Below are 25823 nucleotides of genomic sequence, written 5' to 3'. Positions count from 1 at the left end.
AGATTACTGAAATGGATTTCTAACGAGTTTTGGATTTTTGTTCAATACGTCCTGAGCAATAGAAGAATAGTAATTAGCCAAACGGAAGAACCGCGCCCTCCGGAAGCGGCTTGGCCTTACACGCTCGAATATAAATTTGCCATTATCGGGATGTCCTGGCCTTATCACCCGGTACGCGAATAACCCATGGACTACAGCGTTAGGATCATTTTCAGATCCATCCCAAACTAAATGTGCAATACGCCATCTTTTCAGATCAAAGTAACGATGGTCTTCAAATGCAAGTTCGACACGGCGCTCATTACGGATAATATCCGTTGTCAGGGTTTGAATGCTATTCGCCGGAAAACCAGCCCGCTCCCTCAATGTATTAATATAGTCGCGTGCATCTGCCTGCCCCAGTTCAAATGCAGCTTCCGCGGCATTCAGATAAATCTCGCCAAGGCGAAACCACGGCCACCAATTTGCGGCAGATGTTCCCCTCGTGCTTGCCGCCGGGGCATCACTTACGAATTTACGAATATAAAACCCTGTATTACTTACATCCATCGCATCGTCCTTAGGCCCGTCAAATCCAGTCCAGAGCTGACCATCTGTATAGTTTTTTCCCAGTTCTGCCGCCGTTGTCAACTGATAAGTTCCATCATTCCATACAGCCACGCCTGCCTGTATGCTCACCGGAAGATTTTTGAATGTTGTACCGGGGTAGACAACGGTACCATACAAACGGGCGTCTTTATTCGCGAAGATATCGCTGATCCGGGAGTAAGCTATATAGTTACCAGCTGCGTCTCTATCATGCAGAACACCTTTACTTCCATCGAGATAATCAAAGCTCTCGACGAAACTGAGAGATGGAGATATCGTCGAAGAAGATTCATTATCTTCGGTAAGGCTTTTAACAATATTATCATAAGCAAAACGATGAACTTTCAAACCGGTCACGTAATCTTTAGCGAAGATTACCTCACTTCCTGTTTTCTTATTCAGCATGTCGTAGAAGTTGGCGCCTTTATCAGGGTTCTCGTTAAAAAGTTTGTAGGGGCCGCTGATAATCTCTTTTGAAGCCGTTAATGATTTAGTGTAATAATCATTTGCCATTGAGGCCGGAATTCCCACTTCTCCCCCCGGAGTTGTAACAGGAGAGCCCATTAAGCTGTTATATTTAGCAATAGAAGCGGCATAGAGCATAGCCCGGCTTTCAAGGGCGAGCACCGCGTACCTGTTAGCCCGGGTTTTACTTTTGATATTTCCGGCTAAATCTTCTTTAATGGCTTCCAGTTCTGTAAAAATAAAATCGTAAACCTCATATTCTTTCGCACGCGGGACCTGCAATGGCGTAGGATCACCACTAAAGTCGTAGATCAGCTGAGTCGTCACGATCGGCACTCCCCCCATGCGCTTTACCATTTCGAAATAAACAAAAGCACGAATGAAGCGAAGTTCAGCTATAAACTGCCGCTTTTGCTCATCAGACAGCTGTGTGCTTAACTTCCCGATATTTTCCAGAGAGAGATTAAGGTCGCGGATAAGTCCGTAATCCCAATAGCGGCCGTAATCATCTCCGAACTGAAAATCATTTCTCCAGTTCTGATCGCGATGACCTGACCACATTGCATCGTCAATCTCCGTCATTCCCCCTGTATTGAATACTCCATGCAGGGTTGGCAACCTGTTATAGTAGTTTGCGAGTAAAGATGTTATCAATTTTGGGTTATTCCATAATTGATCATCGGTAATCATCTGTTTCGGATCACGGTCAAACCAGTCGTCATGATTACAGCTTGACATGCAGAAGCATATTAATAAAACAATAGATATATATAGTCTTTTCATTTCCGGTTCCTTAAAATGTCATATTGAATCCCAGCATAAATACCTTTTGTTGAGGATACACAACAGCTGCCCGTGCTTCAATTTCGGGATCGATCTGAAACTTGCTTACGTTATCGAAAGAAAACAGATTAGATCCGTTGACATAGAAGCGAACTTTCTCAGCCCTGATTTTGCTTGTTATCGCCCTGGGCAGATTATATCCGAGCTCCAGGTTTCGCACCCTGAGGTAGCGCACATTAGTGAGCCAGAAATCGCTGTTCGCGCTGTTGGGTCCTGTGTTGCCATTACGGATTGCCGGATAATAACCTGGGATCCATTCGCTGTTAGGATCGTAAGGATTCGCACGATGCCATCTGTCTTCCAGAAGATAGGCCGGCGAATTTCCCCCTCCGTGAAAAGCGTTTCTCAGTTCATAGTCCTGGAACCATGATTGAACGGCTCCTCCAGCCAGATCTATGTTCAGGTCGATGCCTTTCCAATCCAGGCCTATACGACCTCCAAAGCTCATCATTGGCGCCCATCCCGTTGGATATCCAATGGGGCGTTCATCCATCCAGTTGATAATACCATCGTTATTGACATCCTTGTAAATCAAATCACCGGGCAGTTGTGTCCTGTTATTATTTCCGTCATTATTGATCGGATAGTTCCTGATTTCTTCTTCCGACTTAAAACGTCCGATCACCTGATATCCCCACCAGACACCACCCCAGCGTTCTTCAGCAGAGTTCCTGTATTCATCCCAGGAATTGCTAAAGCGCGGCTTATAAGTTTCTAAACTTTTGTAGCGGGAAAATGTGACATTTCCACTTAAAACATAGTTAACCTCACCAATCTTATTATTGTATGTAACAATACCTTCTGCTCCGTAGTATCCGTTTTTATTAAGATTTTCATTTGGAAGATCATATCCGACTTCAACCGGCAGCAATACGTCATATCGCTTGGCCGGGGCGCCTGTGCGTATGATCTTAAAAGCATCTGCCGTAATGGTCAGCTTATTATTCCATAGTGCCACATCCACTCCGATGTTATAATTGGTGTTCTTCACCCATGAAAGATTCCGGATTGGCAATGCACGGGGCTGAACACCCGGAATATAACTTCCATCTAATATGGCATCACCCTGACCAAAATTGTAGCCGGCTAAATAGTCGTGCATACCGACCCCTTCCTCCAGCCCCGTTTGCCCAACAGACGCTCTTATTTTCATATCAGAGACAGTATTCTTAAGCGGCTCAAAGAAACTTTCATCGGAGATGCGCCATCCCAGAGACACGCCGGGAAAGAAACCCCATCGTTTTCCCTTATAATACAAATATGATCCGTCATAACGTCCCAGCAATTCCAGTAAATATTTCCCCCTGTAATTGTAATTGATTCGTCCTATATATCCGGCACGCGCTTCATAAGCCCATTCGTCTGAAAGGCCATTCAGCTCCGAAAGCTTCATTAAGGGGATGTAGTCACTTGAGGGATTAGCGCCTAAGCCCTTATAGGTTCTGTCCCAGTCAGACCTTTCATACCCCAGCATAGCTGAGAAATTGTGATTACCCAGCTGCTTTGTATAATCTACCTGAAGCTGAGCAAACCGCGAGACCAGTTCACGTTGTGTTTCATATCGCCATCCCGCATCACTTCCCCCGGTACGTATATAGCTGCTATTTTCATATCTGTAAACATCATAAGTATATTGAAACCCATCGAATTTATTGTTGGTATAATTATAGGAGACTGTCCCTTTGGCAGATAGTCCAAACTTCGTTTTATAAGAAGCAAAAAGGTTAATATTCCCGCTACGGTAAATATTGTCTTTATATCCTGCTATATCCCGGCTGAACAAGGCCGGGTTATACGGAAAATCGTTTGTGTGGTTCGGGTACTCCGGATTATCATTTGCATAAGGACCTACTGTTGGTCTGTTCTTGAATATAGCGATAATGGAAGAGAAATATCCGTCACCGCCGGGAAGGCCCACATCCTTAGTCGTTTCCTGGCGTCCCGAAATTTGTGTTCCAATACTAAAGCCCTCAAAAATAGCAGCTTCCATATTGGCCTGTAAATTGGTCCGTTTATAAGAGAAATCTTTCATCATGGCTTCCTGATCCATATGTCCTGCGGAAAGGAAGTAACTAGATTTCTCTGCTCCTCCTGTTACGTTTGCATTGATGTAACGCTGCGGAATATTTTTCCTGATTACCATATCATAGTAATCATAACTTTTATATCCGGGCTCTGTACCAGCCTGCCATTTCGCAAGTTCCTGGGACGAATAAACGGAATTAGGGTCCCGTCCTTCATTCTGGGCAGCTTCAACAAGTCCCCGGGTATACTGGGCGGCATTCGCCATGTCCGGAAAGCGCGTCAGGTTTTGCCAGCCCTGGTAGCCATTGATATTTATCTTTGCAGTTTCGTTACGTTTTCCCTTCTTCGTAGTGATCAATACAACGCCTCTCGACGCCCTGAAACCATACACTGCAGCTGCCGCATCCTTAAGGATAGAAATGCTCTCAATGTCTTCCAGATTAAGGGAATTAAAAATATCAGCACCAGAGCCATTTTGTGTTCCCACCCAGTCCGTTCCGGTTTGTCCGCCATACGCTATCCCATCAATTACATACAGCGGGTTTCCCATATTCCTGATTTCAATGCTTGCACCTCTTCCGGGGCGTGCGTCTTTTGCACGCACAGAAACCCCCTGTACCTTTCCCGCTAAAGCACCCGCTGCTGTGGAGGAAGACGACCGAACAATATCTTCAGATTTGATATTGCTCACCGCACCTGTAATGTTGCGTTTGGATTGTGTCCCGTACCCCACAACAACGACCTCCTCCAGCAACCGATCATCCTTTTCCAGGACGATAGAAAGCTGCGTATTTTCCCCGATAGCAACACGCTGATTCTTGTAACCAACGCAAGTCACCAGCAACGTGCCTTTTGACGCCGTTAATTTGAAATTACCTTTTTCGTCAGTGTCCGTTATTTCAGTAGGCGAGCCCTCGACAAGTACTGTAGCACCATTAACCGGCTCATTGTCCTTGTTGATTACCTGTCCTGAAATCTTACGCTGCGCATAAGACAATATGGGAACCGCCCACACCGCTATGCAGATAAAAATAATCTTCAGGTTTTTCATAATCTGTTAGTTCTACTCATTTGTAAATGGATTTATAATTGATTTATGAAATCAAACATAGGAGATCCAGCTATCGCCGAACGTATAGAGATCCGTCAATTAGCATCTAGTTTTTCGTCAAATTAGCGTTGTTTGCTGTTTAAAGCTTCTTTTTGATATTCGGAAGGCAGCAATCCGAACTCTTCTTTAAAGCATTGCCGGAAATAGATAGAACTATTAATCCCGACCATAAAAGAGACTTCAGTTACATTATATTGTCCCGAACGCAGAAGTTCTGCCGCTTTTTGAATTCTCACTTTACGAACAAGCTGATTGATATTCTTACCCGTGAGGCCTTTGAGCTTTCGGTATAGAGTAGACTGGCTCATGTTCATTTTCTCCGCCAGAGTAGCGGCGTCTAAAACTTCATCAAGGATGCACTCTTCTACCAGGCTTACAAACTCCCTCACAAAAGCATTCTCCCGCCACAATTCCTCTTCCCGCCCTGACCGGGCTGTCTCCGGCTCGTTTTGCACTGACAATTGTGCCAGGACTTCAGCATAGGTCTCCTTCCTCTTTAACAGCAGGTTTTCGATACGCTGGTAAAGGAGTTGAGCACTCACCGGCTTAGTTAAATAGGAGTCAACGCCCAATTCGTAGCCATGTTGTCTGTCAGTATCTCCATCTTTAGCCGTTAAGAATATAATCGGAATATGACTTGTTTCCCTTTCCTGTTTCAGTTTCTTGAGCATACCGAACCCATCCATATCCGGCATAACAATATCACTCAGGATCAGGTCCGGGATCCGGTTCGTGGCCATGTCAAAGCCACTGCTGCCATTTTCTGCAGATATGATCTCATATCGATGCCGCAGCAACGATGTTAAATATTCCCGGAGATCCGTATCATCTTCTACCAGCAATAACAAAGGAGAATGGTCTCCATCCACATGGTGTGTCCCGTCTGTAAAAGAAAGTGATTCATCCTTTTCGTTGCCGCCTGTCGCAACAGCGTTTGTTAACAAGCGTACACAGAATTCACTTCCTTTTTCAGGCTCACTTTTGACCAAAATCTTTCCATGGTGGATAGCAACCAGTTCCCTGACCAAAGCCAAACCCACCCCCGTCCCCTGCATGGCCGAACGCGGTACCTGGTAGAATTTATCAAATATCTTATCCAGATATTCAGGTGCAATGCCGCAGCCGGAGTCCTTTACGTAAATGACGGCCCATGTGCTTAACCGGTCTTGTTCATATTCCAATCGAACCTCAATACTACCTGCAGAGGTGTATTTACATGCGTTCGACAACAAATTATCCATCACCAGCTGTACGATTTCTGCATCAAAAGAAGTCTTCACGTCAGGCCGGGGAACTATGCAGGAGATAGAGAAAGCTTTCTTGCTATTTGACTCTGCATACTTGGCAACAATCTCCTGCAGCATCTCACCGATGAAGCCTTCTCCTAACACCAATTGCTTGTATTGGGACTCTACTTTCCTGAATTCCAGCAGCTGACTGACCAATGCAAAAAGCCGGTTAGCACTCTTCTGCACAGTTTGAACCAGGTCCCGATGCCTTGATGAAAGCTTATCTTCGTTAAGCAGATCATGAAGAGGGCCCAGAATTAAAGTTAAAGGGGTCCGAAGTTCGTGGGTGATATTGGTAAAAAAATTCAGTCGTTCCGTATATAGTTTTTCGTCATGCACAAGCTGGTGCTTCTTCAACCTGAGTTCCGCTTCTGCTTTGATTTTTTTTATATAGAAGAAAACGACAACAAAAACAATGGTCGCTACAAGCAGACCATAAAAGACGAACGCATAAGGACTTAAATAAAATGGAGGAGATATAACAATAAATAAGCGTTTGTAGTTATCCGGCCAGTTTTCGTTTTTTTGACGAGTACGTATCCGAAGTTCATATTTTCCGTATGGAATGTTCCGAAAATCCAGGTTTTTCTCACTACCCATAAAAATCCAGTCTTCATCAAGTCCCTGGAGTTTATAACTGAATTCTACCAGATCGTTCAGGGCATAATCCATTACAGCAAGTTCAATACGAAAACTATTCTCATCATGGTTCAGTAGGATCTCCTGTGCCAGAGAAGGGTACTTTTCAGATTGAGTGTGAGATTCGCCATTGTTAAATACCGTAAAGCGGCTCACCATTATGGAAGACATCGCTATCTTCAGTGGAATTTCACCGGGGTCAAAATAGCAAACTCCTCCCGGCATCCCAAAGAACATCCGTCCTTTGTGATCTACAGCAACACTGTTGTTTACAAAACCACCGAGAGGCAGGCCAAAAGCGCGGTCATAGCTGAGAAAGCGTCTTTCTTCAGGCAAATAGCGCAGCAGGCCAGACTTGGTAGAACACCAGAGGTTTCCACTCCGATCCTGCGCTATAGCGTTAACTATGAGCCATGCATCCGATCCGGGAGGTACAATATTTTCTATCCGACCCAGCTCACTGCTAACATACTGTACTGCTATACCCTCATTGGTCGCAATCCAGATATTATTTCTATGATCACGGAACAGATGGTTTATCGTATTAGATTTTAGCCCATCATCCTTTGATATTTTCCGGACAAGCTTCAAATCCCTGTTAAATACATAAAGTCCCTGTCCATAAGTACCTGCCCATATGTAACCGCGACTGTCTTCCACAAGTGCACGGGGTGCATAATCACCCAGCATTGGATTGTTGATAATCAGCTTCTGCCATTTTTGTTGTTCAGGAACCAGTGTAAACAAGCCTTCCTGGGCAGCAAACCACATTTGACCGTGGCTGTCTTCTATCATAGCCCTCACTTCGGTCATATTCTCCAGCTTCCCCTTTTGCTGCCAACGCTTTTCTTCGCTATTAAATACAGCGACTCCCCCACTTTGCAAGCCAAACCACTTATTGTTTTTACGATCGCAAAAAGCAGAAAGCAGGAAATCGTCTGCTCCTCCGTTAGCCCGGCTGGGATATTTCAATCCTTCTCCTTCCTTCATCTGAACAACCCCATTCCCTACTGTGGCCAGCCACATACTATTATCATTGTTCAGAAGAATACCACTAACAGCTGTCAGTTTTCCAAAGCTGCCAGCAGACATGCCTTCCCCCGGAAAAACCTTAAAAAAAGGTTTAAGATGACTGACGACTCCTACCCCCACACCATATACTGCTAACCAGATATTGCCGAAGCTATCCGCGGCTATATGCTGGACAGAGGAGTTGGTTCCCTTGTCCAGATTAAACGGAATAACAGACCGCACATTACGGACATCCTTGTTAATACCATACTCAGGCTTGACGATAAATAGCTGAGAAGACTCAGCCCCGACCCAAATGGCGCCATCTATTTCTTTAATGGAGTAAACAAAAGGCTGTCTCACCTGCCTGACAAGGCTTATACTCTGTATGCTTCGTTTAAGGGGATTATAGACCGCTAAACCCTTTCTCGTCCCAATCCAGATATTATTTTTACTATCACAAAACAAAGCTTTTACCTCATCATCCGGCAGCATACCATTAGTACGCTCCTTATTCAGAACTTCCACTTTGCCGCTTCGAGTATGAAAGACCGACAGCCCCTTACCGACGTGGCCGACATACATTAATCCCTGTTGATCAAATGCCAGCGACCAGATACTGTTTTCCGGCAGAGACGGAATCCGCTTTTTATTGAAATGTTCAAATTCTTTCTTTACCGGATCGAAGCGCTGTATTCCCTGGTGATAGGTGGCGAGCCATAAATACCCATCTTCACCTTTGATAATATCAGTGATATCATTTGTGGCAATAGACTTGTTGTTATTGGGATCATGAAGATAATAGGAAAACCTGTTTGTTTGCAGGTTGAGTACATTAAGGCCATTGGCCCTCGTACCGATATAAAGCTGACCGTTGTTGTAAAAAAGCGTATTAATTTCATTACTGTTAACAGACACTCCATCCGCCTTTTCCGACTTATAATATTGCTTAAAGGAATTGCTGGCGAATCTATTGAGTCCTAACTCTGTAGCAATCCAGACAAAGCCTGATTCATCTTGAGCAAGATCAAGTACCTGCTGATTAGATAGACCTTCTTGTAAAGACAAGTACTTAACCGTAGGAGGTTGGCCTGCAAGAAACAAGACCTGAAACAAAGCTATAAAAAGGAATAAGATCCTCATATATATCTTCATACATCCGTTATGTACCAGCATCCCGGCCTACAATGATGTTCCCTCCTCCCGGCATCATCGTAAGCTTTATACTTTTGTTGTTGTTAAGCCGTACAGACTCCCGCCTGGGTTCCCTGCTTTTAGTATCGGAATAAAGCAGCAAGTCTTTACCAGATAACATTGGTAAAGAAACGGATATCGTTTTTTCCTTTTCTTCAGCATTTATTCCTGCGATATACCAGGTATTGCCATGGCGCCTGGCAAGCACACAATACTTTCCCGGATACCCATCAAGAAAAACGGTCTCATCCCAGGTGGTCGGCACCTGTTTCATAAAATCAATCACATGGGCAGGCATTTCGGCCAGGTTATTGGGAGTAATGCCAAAGTTCTGAACAGGCGACTGGAATAATACAGATGTAGCGAGCTGAAATGTTTCCGTTGTCTTCCGTACTGTTCCTCCATTATTGTCGCGGTTATGCCTTTTATTTAACAATACAGGCCCGAAGTCCATTGAAGCCACTGTGTTGCGGATGAAGGGATGCAGACTCGCGTTGAATGCCTCGGTATCATTAGCATGCTGGGTGAAGATCAGATTTTCAGAAGCCAATACGGCCTCACTGGATGCAAAATTCGGATACATTCTTTCCCATCCCCTCGGCAAGGTACAGCCATGGAAGATAACAGCCAGCCCGTAATCGTTAGCATCCGAAAGAATATCTTCATATAGCTTCAGTGTTTCCTGTTTATCTCCCCCAAAAAAATCAACCTTAATTCCTTTTATTCCTGTACGCTGCATCCAGGCCATTTCCTCCTTCCTCGGTGCAGATGTATTCATCTTATTCTTAGGGCCCTGCGGAGCGTCGCTCCAGAAACCATTGGAATTGTACCAAAGACATAAACTGACACCTTTATTTTTTCCGTATGCTGCCAGCTGCTCAATCTTTTCACGGCCAATTTTCGTATCCCACCAATTATCTACCAGGACAAATTCATACCCCAAAGCCGAGGAAAGATCGATAAACTTCTTCTGGTCTTCAAAATTGATACTTTCGTCCTGCCAAAGTAACCAGCTCCAGGTAGAGCGGCCAAAGGAATAATTGCGCGATGGCTTATATTCCGGCTTTACCAGATCAAACGGAATTGTCGTTTCCACAATAGGTTTCAGGTCTGCCCCCACGGTGAGAGTCCGCCAGGGCGTATAGCCTGGTAAAGCAATGGCAGGCCTGGCACTGCCGATACCGTTGTTTTCACCACTTTCGGGAAAAGCTATTTTGTAGAATCCGTCTTTTGTTCCTTCACTTAATTTAGATCCGCAATACAAGCTGTTTACACCCGTCTCGGATAGTAATACCCAGCCCATATCGCCCACATGAAACAGGGCAGGAAAGGTATACCCCACCCTATACCTGGACGGAATGCCCATCGCCTGATCCGGCGTATATTCTTCCTCATAACTTGGTTTCGTTTTCATCCATCCAATCATCGGTGTAGCCTGGGGTGTTAAAAAAGTGGTAGTGACGGGCGGAAACTTATAACCACTCAGTTCCTCATCTACAATAAGATTAGCGGTTTCACCCGTTTGCGGAATATGATACCTGAAGGCAACGTTATTGTTACTTACCCGGAAGATCACCTCCAAACGATTCTTATTCCCATTCTCAAATTTGCACACCAGCTCGTTTGCCAGATACCGGACGGTGCTTCTCTTTATCTTTTGTTCTGAATAGGTTTCAACTATAACCGATATGCTTTTATCCGTCAGCTTCAGATTTGAAGACAAGTCAACCTGGCCGCCACGCAATCCCAAAGGAGATTTTTCGAGCATTTCTTTTCCATGCAGGAAAATGTTGTAGTAAAGTTTGCCCTGATCCAGCGAGAGCTTGACGACAAGCTTTTCATCAGGGCTGGAGACGCTGATATCCTGCGCAATAGCACAAAAAAAACAACAAAACACCAGGAATACGGAGAGGATATTTCTAATCATGCTCATAAAGAAACTCATTCGATCTATAAATCAGTTAAATTTAAACAAGTCTTTTTCCACCATCCCGAAAAGCAAAACACCTCCTTTTATCCAGGAAAATGACCTGTTGAAAATTGGTTACATTAAAGCAAGATTAATCATATTTTTTAAATGTTAAAAATACATTTAACCTTATTTCCGCCAGAGCCTGAGATCTTGTAAAATATCAGGAGCATCCGTGGTGTCACAACAGTGCCAAAACACCTCTTTCTTTCAAACAATTTTGCGAATTATCGCTTTGTTAATTAACTGAGGCATGAAAAACCAATAATAATGGCATGAGTTATTAAACATTCACCTCATAATAATGATGAAAAAGATCCTTTTTATCAACGATGGTTCGGACGCTTCGGTCATGGCTGCAAAAAATGTCATGCACATTGCCCAACAGCACCAGGCCAATATCCTGATTGCAAACTTAAAAAAGAAACCTAAACAAGTGTTTGTAACTGCAGGGAGGAGCGGAAAGCCGGGTCTTCCGGTACTGGAGCTTGAGCAAGACCTCAATTCTGACCTGTTTGAAGCAACGCTGGATAAATTTGTCCCTGCTATTAATGAATTGGATGCGTCGGCCCTTGTCATATCGGAACTGGCAGATGTCATTAACGGACAGGATGTCTGGATGGTGGTTCGTGGATATGCAACAGACAGTGGCTCTGCATCTGAATTTGGCGGATTTTGTTCCATCCTTTCCAGGATAGGATGTCCGCTGCTGCTTTTACCGGATAAAGGCGGGATCATTTCGTTTGAACGAATAGCCTACCTCACCGACTTGCGATACTGCCAGTTAAACATAGTACGCTTCCTTGCCTCTTTTGGAAAGCCTTTTAATGCGCATATTCTTCTTGCTCACCTCGCTGCAAAAGGCCTTCCGGATATGGAACAGACATATGCCAGGTCCCTTTTCAAAGAAACAATCGGCTCTATTGTACGATATGAGAAACTGGGATTCGATAACATTAAAGAAAAGCAAACGCAAAAAGTTCTGGACGTACTTGTGCATGGTATGCAAAACGAGTTACTGGTAATGGTGAATAATCATCTTCACTGTGATGAAGTGATTGAATTGTTTAAAGGCGGACAGGAGGATATGCCTCCGGCTGTTCCTTTTCTGATATTTCCTTACTAACCAGTCAGATCTTTAACTGATCCATACAAAGCATACCGATTGAGACAACATTCTCTGAAGGTTTTCGCGTCTGGCTCAGAAACGGAGCCCCTGCATCAATTTACGGTATTTCTGGTGCATCGCGATCGCCGTTTGTACGGGATCACCTTTTGTCTTCACCGGATATTCCTTTTGCTGGTTTACCCATTGCCATTCCCATTTTTTGATTTCCTGGAGGAATGCTTTCTGGTTAAGTTCATTCTGCAATTGAAGAGCTTCTGAGACCCTGCTGAAAAATAGTTGCCACCGGGGTTTATAAAAATCATTCATCAATCCACTCCATTGCCGGCAAGCATATTCATGCAGGGGACTATCGGGTCCGCCCCAGAGGGTGATGAGGTCTTTCGCGTTCATTTCATACAGTTTTTTTTCAGCGTTGCTGGTCCCCCACTTTCTGGCATCCGCGACCCAGGGACCTAACATAAAGTCTCTCCGGGTAGCCAGAAGTCTGTCCATATCCTCTATTAAGATAATGAACATCGAAGATGCCGACTGGAACCGGCGCAGGTCTTTTTCCCGGTAAGCCTGAACAAATTCGCGCTGCAGTGGAAGTGCATAGTTTGCCAATACTTGCCTGCTTAAATCTACCAGGTCGTATTGATAACCATCGCTGGCTTTGCATGTCTTAGCGGCGCTAATCAGTTCGTCCCAGGCCGGTAACAAGTCTGCGGCATTGTAATTCAGTTTTGTTTTAGTCCATTGGGTCATGGAGTCAAGCGTTGGTCTTGCCTGCACAATAGACTCAGCTCCGTCCCTGATGTATTTGTTAGCCGGCACTCTGTATACTGTCTTTCTCAAAATATCCCATGCCTTCAGGGCATGAGGGTCGGATGAACCATAACGGTTGCGAACATACCGGGGCAGCCATTTATCCAGGTCTATTGTTGTATTTCGCCATATATTGGCCGCCATTAGTTCATACATGACAGGATTTTGTTCAATCCCTTCCATGGTCAATCCTATTCCTTTCAGGCTTCCGCTCTTCGGGTCATTCAATGCCTCTGCAGGGGCTTTGGCGATGACATCCATCCGGCCAAACAAATTCGTGTTCCCCCCGAAATTATGAAGCATGTTCCAGATCCATGGTTTGCCGTAAAAAGCCCGAGTGCGCTTCCATATAGGTTCTATTTCCGTGGCAAGGTCGAGCAGGATCATCTTATCTCCCGGCACAGCCTTCAGCAAAGCTTCTGTTTGCGGCTCCTTCCAGAATTTACGATCGCTGTAGAACAGCCATCCCTGCATTACCCAAACCGCTTCGGGATCTGCCTGTCTCATGCCGTCGTAAAGCCTTGCACTCAGTTTACCAAGGTATTCCGGCTCATCAGAAGGAGGTTCGTTTTCATTAAATGTATCAGCAGAATACAGATGATCGGTACCCAGCAGGGCGGTTTGTTTCTCCAGGAATTTTCTTCCAATTTCCGCAAACATCGGATCCTCTGCATCCAGTATATACGTATCGGCAAAGCCGTTATTCCAGTTGGTGGCTTTCAGCTTCGCATTTGGGAACTTCTTTTTAAAGGCGGCAGGAACATGACCTGTAAAAGCGGGAAGCACAGGCTTCATACCCAGAGAACGCTGCCTCACGAGTATCTTTTTCTGCAGTTCGAAATGGCTCTTCATCCAGGAAACCGGAAGCGGTCCTCCCCAACCGTCCATATTGCCCATCCAGAACCACCCGAAATAAGCCGGCCCGGTAAAAAAGGCTTTCAAGTCATCATCACTGAAGCCCATTTCTTTATATAATAAGTACCAGGTATATTCCTCGCCAGTGATAGCCAGGGGCATGTTAAGGCCGTGCAGAGCCATCCAATCAATCTCCTTTTCCCATCTCTCCCAGTCCCACCAGCTCATGCTGTAGTTAAACGTGCAATAGTTGAGGTAGTATCTGTAATCGTAGGGTGTCACCTTCCTGATTTTTTCTTTCGGAAGCGGGAGATCTGCGGGAAGCTCCAGATTCACTCCATTCCAGGTAATCTGTGCACCGCAAAATTCAGTAAGATACTGATACAAGGCAGATGCGGTGGCAACTCCGCTGCTTCCCCTTAATACAATCCGGTGACCGATGCTTTCGATCTCGTAAACGTCCTTCCCATTTTCAGAAGAGATACGCTCAGTTGAAAAAGAGGTGTAATGCCTGGGCAACACTCTTCTGATAAGTTGATCTAAAGAAGAAGAAGTTGCTGTTTGAGCCCCTACCTTGCTCAGGCATAGAAAAGCAAAAATTAATGTTAAACAGAATCTTAAAGTCATAGTTTATCATTACCACCGTGTCATTTCCGTTATTCCACCGGTATGCCCTTTCATTTGTGTGTTTACAAAATGGTTCCTTTCATTTCAAAAATAGCATATTACTCCGGTAAACTACTGTTCAGGATTTTGTCTATTTGTCTCATTGTGACAGCAAAGTACCACCCGCATACAATGAAAGATAAATTTGTGCGAATTCATTCAGCAATATCCATTCAGCATCTTCCCAATAAAACGGGAAGATGCTGAATGATAAATTGTATCACCATTGTATCGCCTGGTCCTCGTCGGGAATAGTTGTATTTTTTCTCCTCTCCATTGTCATTGAACCTTCTGCTCTATATCGAATGGGCATATTAGGAATGGATGTGATATCGTTATACTTATAATTAATGTTAACTGTACAGTATTCACTAACCAGATAAGGCAAGGTCGGATCTACCACCTTTTTGATCTGATAAGTGGGCTGGTTCAGCAACTCGAAGTTTATAGCAGGATTTTCTGCTACTACAGTAAGAGTGCCTGTTTTAGTACCGTCTGCATTTTCAACAGGTTCACCAAAGCGCATTAAAATCTTATAATCACCACGCTCCTCAGAGCGTTCTTCTACCATCCCGGCATAAAAGAACACTGTATTCTCGTCGACCACCCAGGCGTTTTTGGTACTCATAACCATAGCCTTCGAATTATTCTCACCATCAAAATAAATATTCATTGACGTCGCAGAATAGCTTCCTGAATAGCTATTGAATGGTTTTACATAAAGCAATGCTTTCCTCCAGCCTTTCCGATAATTCACTTTATAAGAGGGATCATCCTTAATTGTGAGGGGAAGTACCCATCGCTCAACAAGATTGAGGTTTGAGAACTTGAATTTAATCTTGTGGTTTGCGGTATGTGATCCTTTCGCAATAAAGCAGGGACCGGAAGGCAGTTCAAAAAACTGAGCAGGTAACTGTTTAAAATACAAATCTGTCCGGTACTGGTATTTTTCCTGGTTGAAAATATTCAGCGTGTCCTTATCAACCTCTATTTGTACATTCAGATCCTTTTCGCTCTCCTGTGAACCGCTGACAATTACAGGAAGGTTATATTCCACCTCTCCATCCTTCTTATAACGGAGATAGATTTCAGTGACGCCTTCACCTCCAACAGGAGCCTTAAAAGATACCAAATTGGTGTATAATTCCTCTTCCCATTCATCATTACATGCCGCAAAAGGCATAATCAACGTCAGTACGACGATATATTTATAGAAACTTTTCATAATAATAAACCATTATACGTTAATCAAAAGAGGGCCAACCCGGTGCCTGCGTCATACGTTTATTCTTACGCAACTCATCCCAGTCGATAGGCCAGAAATACATTTTCAGGGAAAATGCGGTTTGCAGGAGAGGTACCGGTATAGGCGAGTAGAAGAGAGCTGCGTTTCCTTTAGTAATCAATGTATTATAACCGTAGATCTGCTTCGCTTCTTCCACAGGTGCGTCTTTCCACCTTCTTAAGTCATAGTAACGCTGATTTTCTGCCAGCAATTCAATCTGCCTCTCATGTTTAATACTATTACGTAAACTATTTCTGTCTGCATACACCTGCATCTCATAATCAGGCACCCCCGCGCGAATACGTACAGGAGAAATAGCCTTGCCAATTTCGTTAATATCTCTTGAGATGGCATGGGTAGTCGTTCCATCCCAGGACGGTATATTATAAGAGCCAGACAGTTCATTAAGCGCTTCCGCGTACATGAGAAGGATATCTGCATACCGGATGGCAATCTCTACTTTCGGATAGATATTACCACCGTTAGAAGCATTATCTTTCGGGTTGACATATTTCATCATTCCAATCCCCGTGGGCAGCCAGCGATCACCGTTTACCCTGCCTTCATTCTCGCCACGATAATAAAACACCTGCTTGTTGGTATTGTTACCCGGATCGTTCGTCGCACTTGACATAGTCCACACTGCTCCGCTATAAGCTACTGATGCATAGAATCTCGGTTCCCGGTTTGCAAATTCTTTCCAAACATTCGCCTTAAGAGGCTTAAATTGATCTACTTCGCTGCTTTGCACAAACATATTGGATCCATATTTGGCTAAAATCTCCGCCCGGTTAAACGGCCGTCCGTCCGACATGTCATAAGCATCACATTGCTTTAATGTAAGGCCGTGACAATTCCAACCTCCGGCCATCTGGGGCATCTGATGCCTTGTTAAGGCAATCACACCATGTTCCTGATCGGTCTGATTCTCACCTCTGGTGAAGATCATCTCAGGATTTTCGGCGGCATACAGGTCACCGTTGAATAAAGCTCTGTATGACTCGAACGGATCTATATTAGCCCATCCCTCAGGGAAGTTTTTGTTCGAGTATTTGGGATTATAGGGAGGGATTATGGTTGCCGGATAATCCGTTGTGCCTTTATTCTTTATTTCAGCGGTATAAAGCTTGTACACATTCAAATCCATAACATCTTTAGCGGCGGCTGCCGCTCTCGCCCACTTTTCTTCGCTGTATTGCTGAGAGATCAGCACCTTCCCTTCACTATCAGTAAAAATGGCCATCTCGGTATTGCCGTTAGCTAAGGGGCTGGCTGCATACAGCAATGCCTTTGCCCTGGTGGCTAAAGCAGCACCACGTGTAGGACGGGCAATATTACGATTGTCCCTTTTTAATGGCAGATCTTTAGCTGCCAAAACCATTTCAGACGAAATAAAATCAGCTACCTCATCGTAGGTGTTGCGGGGATACGACAACTTATCATAAGTCAGATCATAATCCACTCCCTTTTCAGGCATGATTGGAACCGGACCATATTTTCGCAGGAGCAACCAATATAAATAAGCCCTTATAAAACGGGCCTCTGCCTTATACTGAGCCACTTCTTTATCAGAAAAAGTACCACCTTCTGCCATGGTGTTGATCATGACCGAGGCCTGACGGATACCGGCATAGGATTGCGACCATGAGTCTTTGTACCAGTTATAATCATACTCTCCAAATTTAAATCTCCTGTAATCAGCGCCGTTTCCTCCTTCGTTATAAAACATGTCATCTGCATAGTTGGAAACAGTAAAGTTTTTATGTCCGATTTCGAGATTGTAGTTTAATAGTTGATTATAACAATAGGCCAGCCATTGTTCCGTATAGTCTCTGCTGTTAAATATCCGTTCTTCGCTTTGCCTGTCGTTGAAGTAATGTTCTACATTCAGGTAATCTTTACAGGAATTCGTAAAAAGACCTGAGCCAGCCAGCAGTATAATGATGATGTACTTTGCTTTCATTTCTTTTAGTTTATAGGGTTGCACTTACGCCAAAGGTGAAGGTCTTTGCGAGCGGATACTGCTGACCATTGGAACTGTTCATTTCAGGATCCCACAACTTGAATTTGGAGAAGGTGAGCACGTTGGTGCCCATGAAAAACAGCCTTAGATTATTCACATGGAATTTATTAATAATCCTCTTTGGCAGGGTGTAGCCCGCTTCCATTGTTTTAAGACGCAAATAGGAACTTTCCCTCAGCCAATATGATGAAGGCCTGTAATTGTTCGAATTGCCACCATAACTTAGCCTGGGATATGCTGCATTTATATCTTCGTTTTCACCAAGGACCCAGCGGTTTGATCTGACCACGTCTGTCAGGATGTTCCCCCAGTCCCCCTGGCTGAAAGGGTATACGGTATAACCATCGATAAAAAAAGACGATTTACCTACACCCTGAAAAAATATATTGATATCCAGGTTTTTCCACTGGGTGACAAGAGCAAATCCGTAAACCAAGTTGGGGTAAGGAGTTGCCCCAACAGGTACTACATCATTATCAGCATCTATTTTACCGTCGCCATTTATATCCTTATATTTGATATCTCCGGGCATCACGGATCCAAAAGTCTGTACCGGGCTATCCCTGATATCATCATAGTCTTTAAAGAGCCCCAGAGCAACCAGGCCTCTGTTCTGGTTGACCCTAAATCCGGCTTTGGTATTGTAAGGGTAATTACTATACTGCTCGTCAAACTCCAATACCTCATTCTTACCATACGTCATGGTACCGCGCAGGGTGAAATTTACCTTCCCTATATTTTGTGAAATCTTTATCTGCCCGTCAAAGCCTCTTGATACTGCAGACCCTACATTAGCACTGGGCGCGGCTCCCTGCAGACCAACACTTGCCGGGACAAAATACCGCGGCATATAGATTCCGTCCCTTTGTTCATGAAAATAATCCAGAGCACCGCCGATCTTATCATGAAACAATGAAAAATCGAGACCCAAATTATGTTTAGTTGCCACTTCCCAGGTCACCGCATTAGAGGCTATATTGTCATAGGTTAAGCCAGGAAACTTATAGTTGCTTTCAATATCCCCCCAGTTGAACCCCTTGTCAGGATCGTCCGTATTATTAAAAGTTCTGAAAGAAGCCAGGTATGGAAAACGCGTTGGCATGTAGTCATTCCCCACCTTACCATAAGAGTAACGAAGTTTGAACATATTCATCCAACTCAGGTTTTTCTTTATAAATGGCTCTTCTGCAATGTTCCATGCACCAGAAATGGCAGGAAAAAGATCGAACTGGTGACCGGTTGCAAAGTTTTCCGAACCGTTGTAGCCAAAGTTAAAATCAACAAAGTACCGGTACTTGTACCCGTATGTAAACCGACCGGCAAGCCGTTGATTACGACGTTCGATACCCTGAATCAGGTCTCCGCCATAGTTGGAGGTATTTACCTTTTTCTCCTGGGTATATTGCAGTGTACCCCCGAAGTTATGATTGCCTATATCTTTAGCATAATGAAGCTCGCCCTGCAAAAACTCTAAGCGCTCGCCACTGGCATCAGAAACCTGGAACAATAATCTTTCACCAATACGCTGATGAAATATCAGGTTACCATCCGGATCCCTTGATCTTTCCGCTTCCCATCCTTCCGGCCATTTCATTCGTCTGATATAGTTTTTATTATTCGTATCGTAGCCATATCTTCCTACAAAACGGAGTCCTTTGGCAACAAAGTTCAGATCCTGTTCCAGGGTCACATTGGTCTGGATCTTATTCTCCCAGTTTTCGATGTACCCTTGCTGGGTAATTAAGGTCCAGGGGTTATTCCGTTCCGCTCCTCCCCTGGAAGCTACATACCCGTTGGAATAACGAATCGGAATAGCGATAGGATTTTGCCCCATTAATGAGGCCCAAATTTCATCGTATGTACCTCCGGGTAAGTTTTGCTTACCAAGTGATCCTGCTATTCCAACCTTCACTAAGGTTGTTTTCGTCAGGTTCATATCTACATTTGTCCTGTAATTCCATCTTTTATAATTGGCATTGGTATTGTAATCTTTTATCGTTTCGTCGACAGCATACATTCCTCCCTCATCAATATAGCTCCCCGACACAAAATATCTTGCGGTAGCTCCCCCGCCGTCAAAGTTTAATGAACCTCTCTTGGTGTAGGCGCCATCTTTGAGGAACATTTTCATCCAGTTGATATTGGGGAAAAGATCCGGATCCAGACCATCACGTATAAGTCCGAGATCGTCATCTGTATAAAAAGAGGTTTGGTTGCGTGTACTCCGCGCTTCATTCATTAATTGAGCATAGATATATCCACCTACAAACTCCGGTGTATAGGTCCTGGTATTATAAGAGCCCTCTGCCTTACCGCTTATTGCCACTTTACCAGCTTTCCCCCGTTTAGTAGAAACTAATACCACACCATTTGCCCCGCGTGACCCATATATAGCAGTAGCGGAAGCATCTTTAAGTACAGAGAAAGATTCAATATCTTCAATATTGATTTCATTCAGGCTTCTCTCAAAACCATCCACCAAAACCAGGGCTGCTGTACCCGCGCCAAAAGTAGAGATACCACGAACCCAAAATTCTGCCGAGTTATTACCCGGTTGTCCTGAGCGCTGCATGGTTAAAACGCCTGCAACATTCCCGGCTAATGCATTGGTAATACTGGAACCAGGCGTTTTTAATGTACTAAGATCTACGGTGGTAACGGCACCCGTCACGGTCACCTTCTTCTGTGGACCAGTCGCCGTCACTACAATTTCATCCAGTGCATTTGACTCTGCTTCCTTCAGAACAACATTAATCTCAAGTTCATCTTTGATCAGTACTTCGCGGGTTACAAATCCAATAAAGGAAAATACCAGAACCCTGTACTTATCCGTTTTAATTGTAAACTTTCCATTCACGTCGGTGGGAACGCCCAGCCCGGGCTGATCTTTAACAGTTACAGAAACCCCTGGCAGGGCTTCATTATTTTTATCTACTACCCTGCCTTTGACAGTCACAGGGATTCTGTCGTTTTGCCCAAATACCTGCGCAAAACAACCCCACATCCATAAAAGGATAATTATGTATTTCTTCATGTGTTATGATTTGTATTATCTGAAATGCCATACCATGGCCGTTTCAACCACGTAAACGGAGCAGATAATATTTTTCTGAAAAACTTTGGTTAAACAGTGCTTATACCTTATTCAACACTAATGGTACGGATCCTTTTATTGTTGATTTCAGTGATGTAGAAGATTTCATGCTCGGCATCGTACGCAATCCCGCTCGGTCTGTTAAAGCGAGCCTCTTTCCGCAGATCGCCATCGATATATCCCTCTTTTTTACCATCGGAAGAAGGGCTTCCCTTTCCGGCAAATGTAGACACCTCACCTGTGGGCGATACAATACGGACACTATGATTGTCAACATCACAGACATAAAAATCGTATTCGTCTTCCTTCCCGGCGTAATCCGGATTTTTCACGAATACTCCCTGGTAAAGGAAAGAAAATCTGGCCGAGGTGCCGATAGCATCTATATCTCCTCGATAACCCTGGGCCCCGGCAAAGACAATAGGTGCCTCCAGTTCCCTGGTGCTCCAGTTATACCTGCTTTTGTACACACATCCGCCTTCCAGAAAGTAAGCATAGTTACCCGACGGGTGGAAAAAGATGGTTGTCTTAATATCATTATTTCCCCCCACCCTGAAAAGTTCTTTTGAATTTAGACCTCCAATTACAGGATCATAAAACGCTTTCATTAATCCCCCGCCCCACCAGGTATTAAAAAACATCACATGGTCTACCGGGTGATGAGCACAGGCGTAGCTGGTACGATCATACAGGTAAGGATGCACTCTTCTGAAGTTTTCAGACCGAAGCGTGTAGGCAATCGCTACAAAATTCTTATTATTTTGTCCATTATCGTCTACTAAAAACAATGTGTCATTATCGAAGCTCAGCGTTGCTGTCTGAAGTTGCTTAAATGAAGCCTGACCGTTTGTGATAAGAGTAGACACCTGCCTTTCGTTAATGTCTACTTTTCGGACAAGCCTATCCCTCTCTACCACAAAAAGCGTATTTGTATGCGGCTCAAAAAGGGCCCAGGTTGGATTGTTGAAGCCTGCTTCTTCAAAAGTGCCATCTACAACAGCAGAATTTCCATACTGGTCTACTTTTCCTACAAGGGTTCCTACTGATGTTTTTGCTTCATACGTAAACTGATCACTGAAGACATGCTCGGCAACAGGCGTCCCGTCATCACCGGAGATCACTACCTTTACCAGGCCTGTGTTAGTCCGCTTTGGAACAATGCAATAAACCTTATCGCCGGAAACTCCTATAACATTCAGGGTTCGGTCTCCGATAGACACTTTTATCCGTGAAATATCGGTACCAAGATTTGTTCCATAAATGTAGAACCTGGAACTAACAGAGCCCTTTTTGGGACTGAAGTCACTGAACACAACCGGCTGGCCAGGATCAGGGCCATTGTTCTTTTCTTCATCCTTCTTACATCCGCCTAGGGCGAGCAGACAGATGACTGAAAAAAGTAAATAATTGGTAAAAATTCTCATATATATTGCATTTAGAGGTTAGCAAGTCAAAGGTGTGTATTTACTTCTATCCTCATTATGGCCCGATACCTCCACCTTTAAAAAATCTCACCAACAAAAACAACAAACACTTGATAAACAATCTGTTAAATACAAACGAATACTAAAAAATCCAACACTTATCTCTATATGCCAACATAAAACATGACAATAATCACATTTCATCAAAGCACACAGCCGGTATTTCAGGTGTGATTCCGAAAGGATTCTTTGGCTAATCGTGTGACACAGCAAAAAATCAACCGGGTAGTTCCGTTCAAACTGATACGAATCGACAAATAATTGAACTGATTTTATAAGTTTCATTGGCTTACTTTGCTCCATAGTAAAACCAATAAAAGAGGGTAGCTGACCAAAAACTACAGAATTAAGAAATATAGATTCCTGACAAATGAACAGTTTTCATCTTACAGAAATAAAGATGTTCCTGATGATCGGTTTATCCAGCCTGCTGGTACAAACCGGCCGGGCACAGGTAAGCTTGTCTGCCGGCAATGCTGTCACTCAAAATGAGTTCCGACTGGCCGGCCCACAGACCCAAACTATACTTTACTGCGATTCCAAAGACTATGAGGTTGTAAAAAGAACCACCCGCCTGTTTGCCGGAGATATTCAGAATGTAACCGGACAGCTCCCTTCTGTCATCACATCAGAATCCCGGCTTGCAGAGAACAGTGTCATTATCGGGACACTGGGCAGCAACGGGCTGATTGACAAGTGGGCCCGGGAGGGAAAACTGCAAGCCAATGGCTTAAAAGGAAAATGGGAATCTTACCTCATTCAACTTGTTGTCAATCCCGCTCCGGGAGTAAAGAAAGCACTGGTCATAGCAGGCAGTGACCGACGGGGTACTGCCTACGGTGTTTTTTCCATTTCAGAAGCAATCGGAGTGTCTCCATGGTACTGGTGGGCAGATGCGCCGATCGTAAAAAGATCACAGCTTACCCTCCGGGTACCAGTCACGCTGTCGCGCGAGCCCTCTGTCAAATACCGCGGGATTTATGTAAACGACGAAGACTGGGGTCTGCTTCGCTGGGCAAAAAAGACATTCGACGTGAAACAGGGAAATATTGGCCCAAAAACATACGCGAAGATTTTTGAGCTACTACTTCGGACAAAGGCAAATTACCTGTGCCCGGCCATGCACGAAGCAAGTACTGCCTTTAACCAAATACCTGAAAACAAACTCCTTGCCGATAGTTTTGCGATTGTGATGGGCTCGGTACACGCCGAACCTTTGTTGTTTAACAATGCCAGTGAATGGGATAAAAAAACAATGGGTGAATGGGACTACATGACGAACAAAGAGGGCATTAATAAGGTACTCAGGGACCGTGTTAGAAGCAATGCTGCTTTCGAAAACGTCTACACACTAGCTCTCAGGGGAATACATGACAAAGCAATGTCAGTTAACAGCTCGGTAAGTGACCGTGTAAAAGTATTAAGCGAGGCTTTGCGCGATCAGCGGAAGATCCTGACAGATGTGCTCGGGAAGCCCGCCAATCAAATCCCCCAGGCATTTACCCCTTATAAGGAAGTACTTGATATCTACACCAACGGGCTAGAACTGCCTGAGGATGTCACGATTGTCTGGCCGGATGACAATTACGGATATTTAAAGCGTTTGAGCAACGCCGCCGAACAGAAACGTTCAGGCCGGTCGGGAGTATATTACCATGCGTCTTATCTGGGCAAACCGCACGACTATTTATGGCTGAGCTCTACGCCACCGGCTCTTATGTATGAAGAGTTGCGCAAGGCTTACGACACCTCCGCTGACCGGCTGTGGCTGCTCAACGTGGGAGATATTAAGTCATGCGAATTCCCCTTTACCCTTTTCATGGACATGGCTTATGATATTGATAAATTCAATTATGACGTAATTGCAGGATACCATGCAACGTGGCTGAGCAACCTGTTCGGAAAAGAATATTACGACCAGTTACTGGATATCACAACCGCTTACTATCACCTGGCCTTTTCGCGCAAACCGGAAGCCATGGGATGGGGCTATGAATGGAACACCTACAAAAACGGAAGAGAACGAACCACCGATACCGACTTTTCCTTTTCCAACTACCAGGAAGCAGAATCCAGGCTGAAGGAATACGGGAGGATCGGAGGTTTAGCCAAGAGCTTGATGGACAAGCTTAACGACGATCAGAAACCATCCTTTTACCAATTGCTGTACTACCCGGTAAAAGGAGCCGAACTGATGAACAAAATGCACCTGACTGCTCAGAAAAACCGATGGTATGCCCGGCAGCAACGGACAGCCACCAACGAGCTGAAAGAGCAGGTGAAAGTGTACTACGACAGCTTACAGGTGATCACCCGGGGATATAATTCATTGCTGAACGGCAAATGGAACCAAATGATGTCCATGGTGCAGGGAGTTACGGCTTCGTACTTTGAGCTTCCCCGCCTTGATTCGGTTACATTATCAGGACCATCTGTATTAAACGTCCTGGCTGAAGGTGAGGATGTACTGAAAGGACAGAGAAGTTTTCATGCTCTTCCTTCTTTTAATACCTACAACAGACAATCTTACTATTTCGACATCTTTAACTCAGGCAGAAGTCCGTTGAAATGGGTATTGAAGAGCTCCGCCGACTGGATCGTCGTGAAGTCAAAAAGAGGATCTACGGATACAGAAGACCGGATATGGGTATCGGTAGACTGGAAAAAAGTTCCCGTGGGAGAACGAGTTTCAGGCTCGGTTGCGATCACTTCCGGCAAGCAAAAAGAATCCGTATTGATTTCTGTGTTCAACCCGGCATCCCCCACCCTGGCTGATGTCAATGGCCTGTTTATGGAAGACAACGGGTATATCTCCATCAACGCATCGGAATTTCAGAATAAGCGGGAGTCGGAAGACATTAAAATGAGGATTGTGCCCGGGCTTGGTTACGAAGGCGCTTCTGTACAGCTGGGTGATCCGGCTGCTCCTTTCCAAAACCCGATGAGCAGCACTGTGCCATGTCTTGAATACGACTTTTACACATTCCATGCAGGTTCGGTGGACGTGTATACCTATGCCCTGCCAACCTTTCCGCTAAGTACAGATAAGGTTCTTGGGCACGAAACCTCGGGCGGAGAGACCAAGTATGGTGTATGTATCGATGATGGTCCTGTATCACAACCCACCACATCGGCAATGGAATACTCACAGGTATGGTCCGAAAATGTACTGAGAAACAGTGCCGTCAAAAAATCAGTACTTCACATCAATAGTCCGGGCAAACATACCCTCAGGATCCTTTGCGGCGATCCGGGCCTGGTTATTTCGAAGATTGTGCTTGATTTCGGTGGGATGAAAAGATCCTATCTCGGCCCGCCGGCGACAAAAGTAATAACGCAGGTAAAGTAG

The 25823-nt window shown here is 44.5% G+C and carries 11 protein-coding genes; 2 read left to right on the top strand and 9 right to left on the bottom strand.

Annotation, left to right across the window (positions count from 1 at the left end):
• Positions 1-3: 3 nt before the first annotated feature.
• The 4 genes from DDR33_RS07725 to DDR33_RS07710 all read right to left on the bottom strand — a co-directional run bounded on the left by DDR33_RS07725 (position 4) and on the right by DDR33_RS07710 (position 11098).
• A complete protein-coding gene (locus DDR33_RS07725) occupies positions 4-1791 on the bottom strand; it encodes a RagB/SusD family nutrient uptake outer membrane protein (protein WP_202913680.1) in 1788 nt (595 codons plus the stop codon).
• 55 nt (positions 1792-1846) lie between these two features.
• Entirely contained in the window at positions 1847-4972 is a 3126-nt protein-coding gene (locus DDR33_RS07720) for a SusC/RagA family TonB-linked outer membrane protein (protein WP_109415199.1), read from the bottom strand.
• Positions 4973-5094: 122 nt separating this feature from the next.
• Positions 5095-9126 carry a two-component regulator propeller domain-containing protein gene (locus DDR33_RS07715; protein WP_158280676.1) on the bottom strand — a complete coding sequence of 1344 codons (4032 nt, stop codon included), beginning with the start codon at positions 9124-9126 and terminating at the stop codon, positions 5095-5097.
• Positions 9127-9133: 7 nt separating this feature from the next.
• A complete protein-coding gene (locus tag DDR33_RS07710; RefSeq protein ID WP_109415197.1) occupies positions 9134-11098 on the bottom strand; it encodes a glycoside hydrolase family 97 protein in 1965 nt (654 codons plus the stop codon).
• Positions 11099-11438: 340 nt separating this feature from the next.
• Here DDR33_RS07710 and DDR33_RS07705 point away from each other — a divergent pair, with 340 nt between their 5' ends.
• On the top strand, positions 11439-12260 hold the full coding sequence (locus DDR33_RS07705; RefSeq protein ID WP_109415196.1) for a hypothetical protein: 822 nt from the start codon (positions 11439-11441) through the stop codon (positions 12258-12260).
• Between the two features lie 75 nt (positions 12261-12335).
• Here DDR33_RS07705 and DDR33_RS07700 read toward each other — a convergent pair whose 3' ends face one another.
• From DDR33_RS07700 to DDR33_RS07680, 5 genes are all read right to left on the bottom strand, one after another.
• Positions 12336-14549 carry an alpha-N-acetylglucosaminidase gene (locus DDR33_RS07700; RefSeq protein ID WP_109415195.1) on the bottom strand — a complete coding sequence of 738 codons (2214 nt, stop codon included), beginning with the start codon at positions 14547-14549 and terminating at the stop codon, positions 12336-12338.
• A 259-nt stretch (positions 14550-14808) separates the two neighbouring features.
• The gene (locus tag DDR33_RS07695; RefSeq protein WP_109415194.1) at positions 14809-15813 is read right to left on the bottom strand and encodes a DUF4973 domain-containing protein; all 1005 of its coding nucleotides are present in this window, start codon (positions 15811-15813) and stop codon (positions 14809-14811) included.
• A gap of 19 nt (positions 15814-15832) precedes the next feature.
• Positions 15833-17836, bottom strand: coding sequence for a RagB/SusD family nutrient uptake outer membrane protein (locus DDR33_RS07690; RefSeq protein ID WP_109415193.1), 2004 nt, complete (start codon positions 17834-17836; stop codon positions 15833-15835).
• A gap of 10 nt (positions 17837-17846) precedes the next feature.
• Positions 17847-20930, bottom strand: a complete 3084-nt coding sequence (locus DDR33_RS07685) for a SusC/RagA family TonB-linked outer membrane protein (protein WP_109415192.1) — start codon at positions 20928-20930, stop codon at positions 17847-17849.
• A gap of 107 nt (positions 20931-21037) precedes the next feature.
• Complete coding sequence (locus DDR33_RS07680) at positions 21038-22414, bottom strand: IPT/TIG domain-containing protein (RefSeq protein WP_109415191.1); 1377 nt, start codon at positions 22412-22414, stop codon at positions 21038-21040.
• A gap of 430 nt (positions 22415-22844) precedes the next feature.
• On the opposite strand from DDR33_RS07680, the gene DDR33_RS07675 reads away from it, so the two are divergent.
• Positions 22845-25823: a glycosyl hydrolase 115 family protein gene (locus tag DDR33_RS07675; RefSeq protein WP_202913679.1), complete on the top strand. Its 2979-nt coding sequence runs from the start codon at positions 22845-22847 to the stop codon at positions 25821-25823.

Origin of the sequence: Pararcticibacter amylolyticus (assembly GCF_003130405.1) — a bacterium.
GTDB classification, from domain to species: Bacteria; Bacteroidota; Bacteroidia; order Sphingobacteriales; family Sphingobacteriaceae; genus Arcticibacter; species Arcticibacter amylolyticus.
The sequence above is the reverse complement of the archived record's forward strand: the minus strand, read 5'-3'. Positions and strand labels throughout refer to the sequence as shown.

What these genes read in the sequence shown, in the direction of transcription:
- DDR33_RS07705 (WP_109415196.1), top strand. Translation starts at nt 11,439, where the DNA reads ATGATGAAAAAGATCCTTTTTATCAACGATGGTTCGGACGCTTCGGTC.
- DDR33_RS07685 (WP_109415192.1), bottom strand. Translation starts at nt 20,930, where the DNA reads ATGAAGAAATACATAATTATCCTTTTATGGATGTGGGGTTGTTTTGCG.
- DDR33_RS07710 (WP_109415197.1), bottom strand. Translation starts at nt 11,098, where the DNA reads ATGAGCATGATTAGAAATATCCTCTCCGTATTCCTGGTGTTTTGTTGT.
- DDR33_RS07695 (WP_109415194.1), bottom strand. Translation starts at nt 15,813, where the DNA reads ATGAAAAGTTTCTATAAATATATCGTCGTACTGACGTTGATTATGCCT.
- DDR33_RS07690 (WP_109415193.1), bottom strand. Translation starts at nt 17,836, where the DNA reads ATGAAAGCAAAGTACATCATCATTATACTGCTGGCTGGCTCAGGTCTT.
- DDR33_RS07680 (WP_109415191.1), bottom strand. Translation starts at nt 22,414, where the DNA reads ATGAGAATTTTTACCAATTATTTACTTTTTTCAGTCATCTGTCTGCTC.
- DDR33_RS07720 (WP_109415199.1), bottom strand. Translation starts at nt 4,972, where the DNA reads ATGAAAAACCTGAAGATTATTTTTATCTGCATAGCGGTGTGGGCGGTT.
- DDR33_RS07675 (WP_202913679.1), top strand. Translation starts at nt 22,845, where the DNA reads ATGAACAGTTTTCATCTTACAGAAATAAAGATGTTCCTGATGATCGGT.
- DDR33_RS07715 (WP_158280676.1), bottom strand. Translation starts at nt 9,126, where the DNA reads ATGAAGATATATATGAGGATCTTATTCCTTTTTATAGCTTTGTTTCAG.
- DDR33_RS07725 (WP_202913680.1), bottom strand. Translation starts at nt 1,791, where the DNA reads ATGTCAAGCTGTAATCATGACGACTGGTTTGACCGTGATCCGAAACAG.
- DDR33_RS07700 (WP_109415195.1), bottom strand. Translation starts at nt 14,549, where the DNA reads ATGACTTTAAGATTCTGTTTAACATTAATTTTTGCTTTTCTATGCCTG.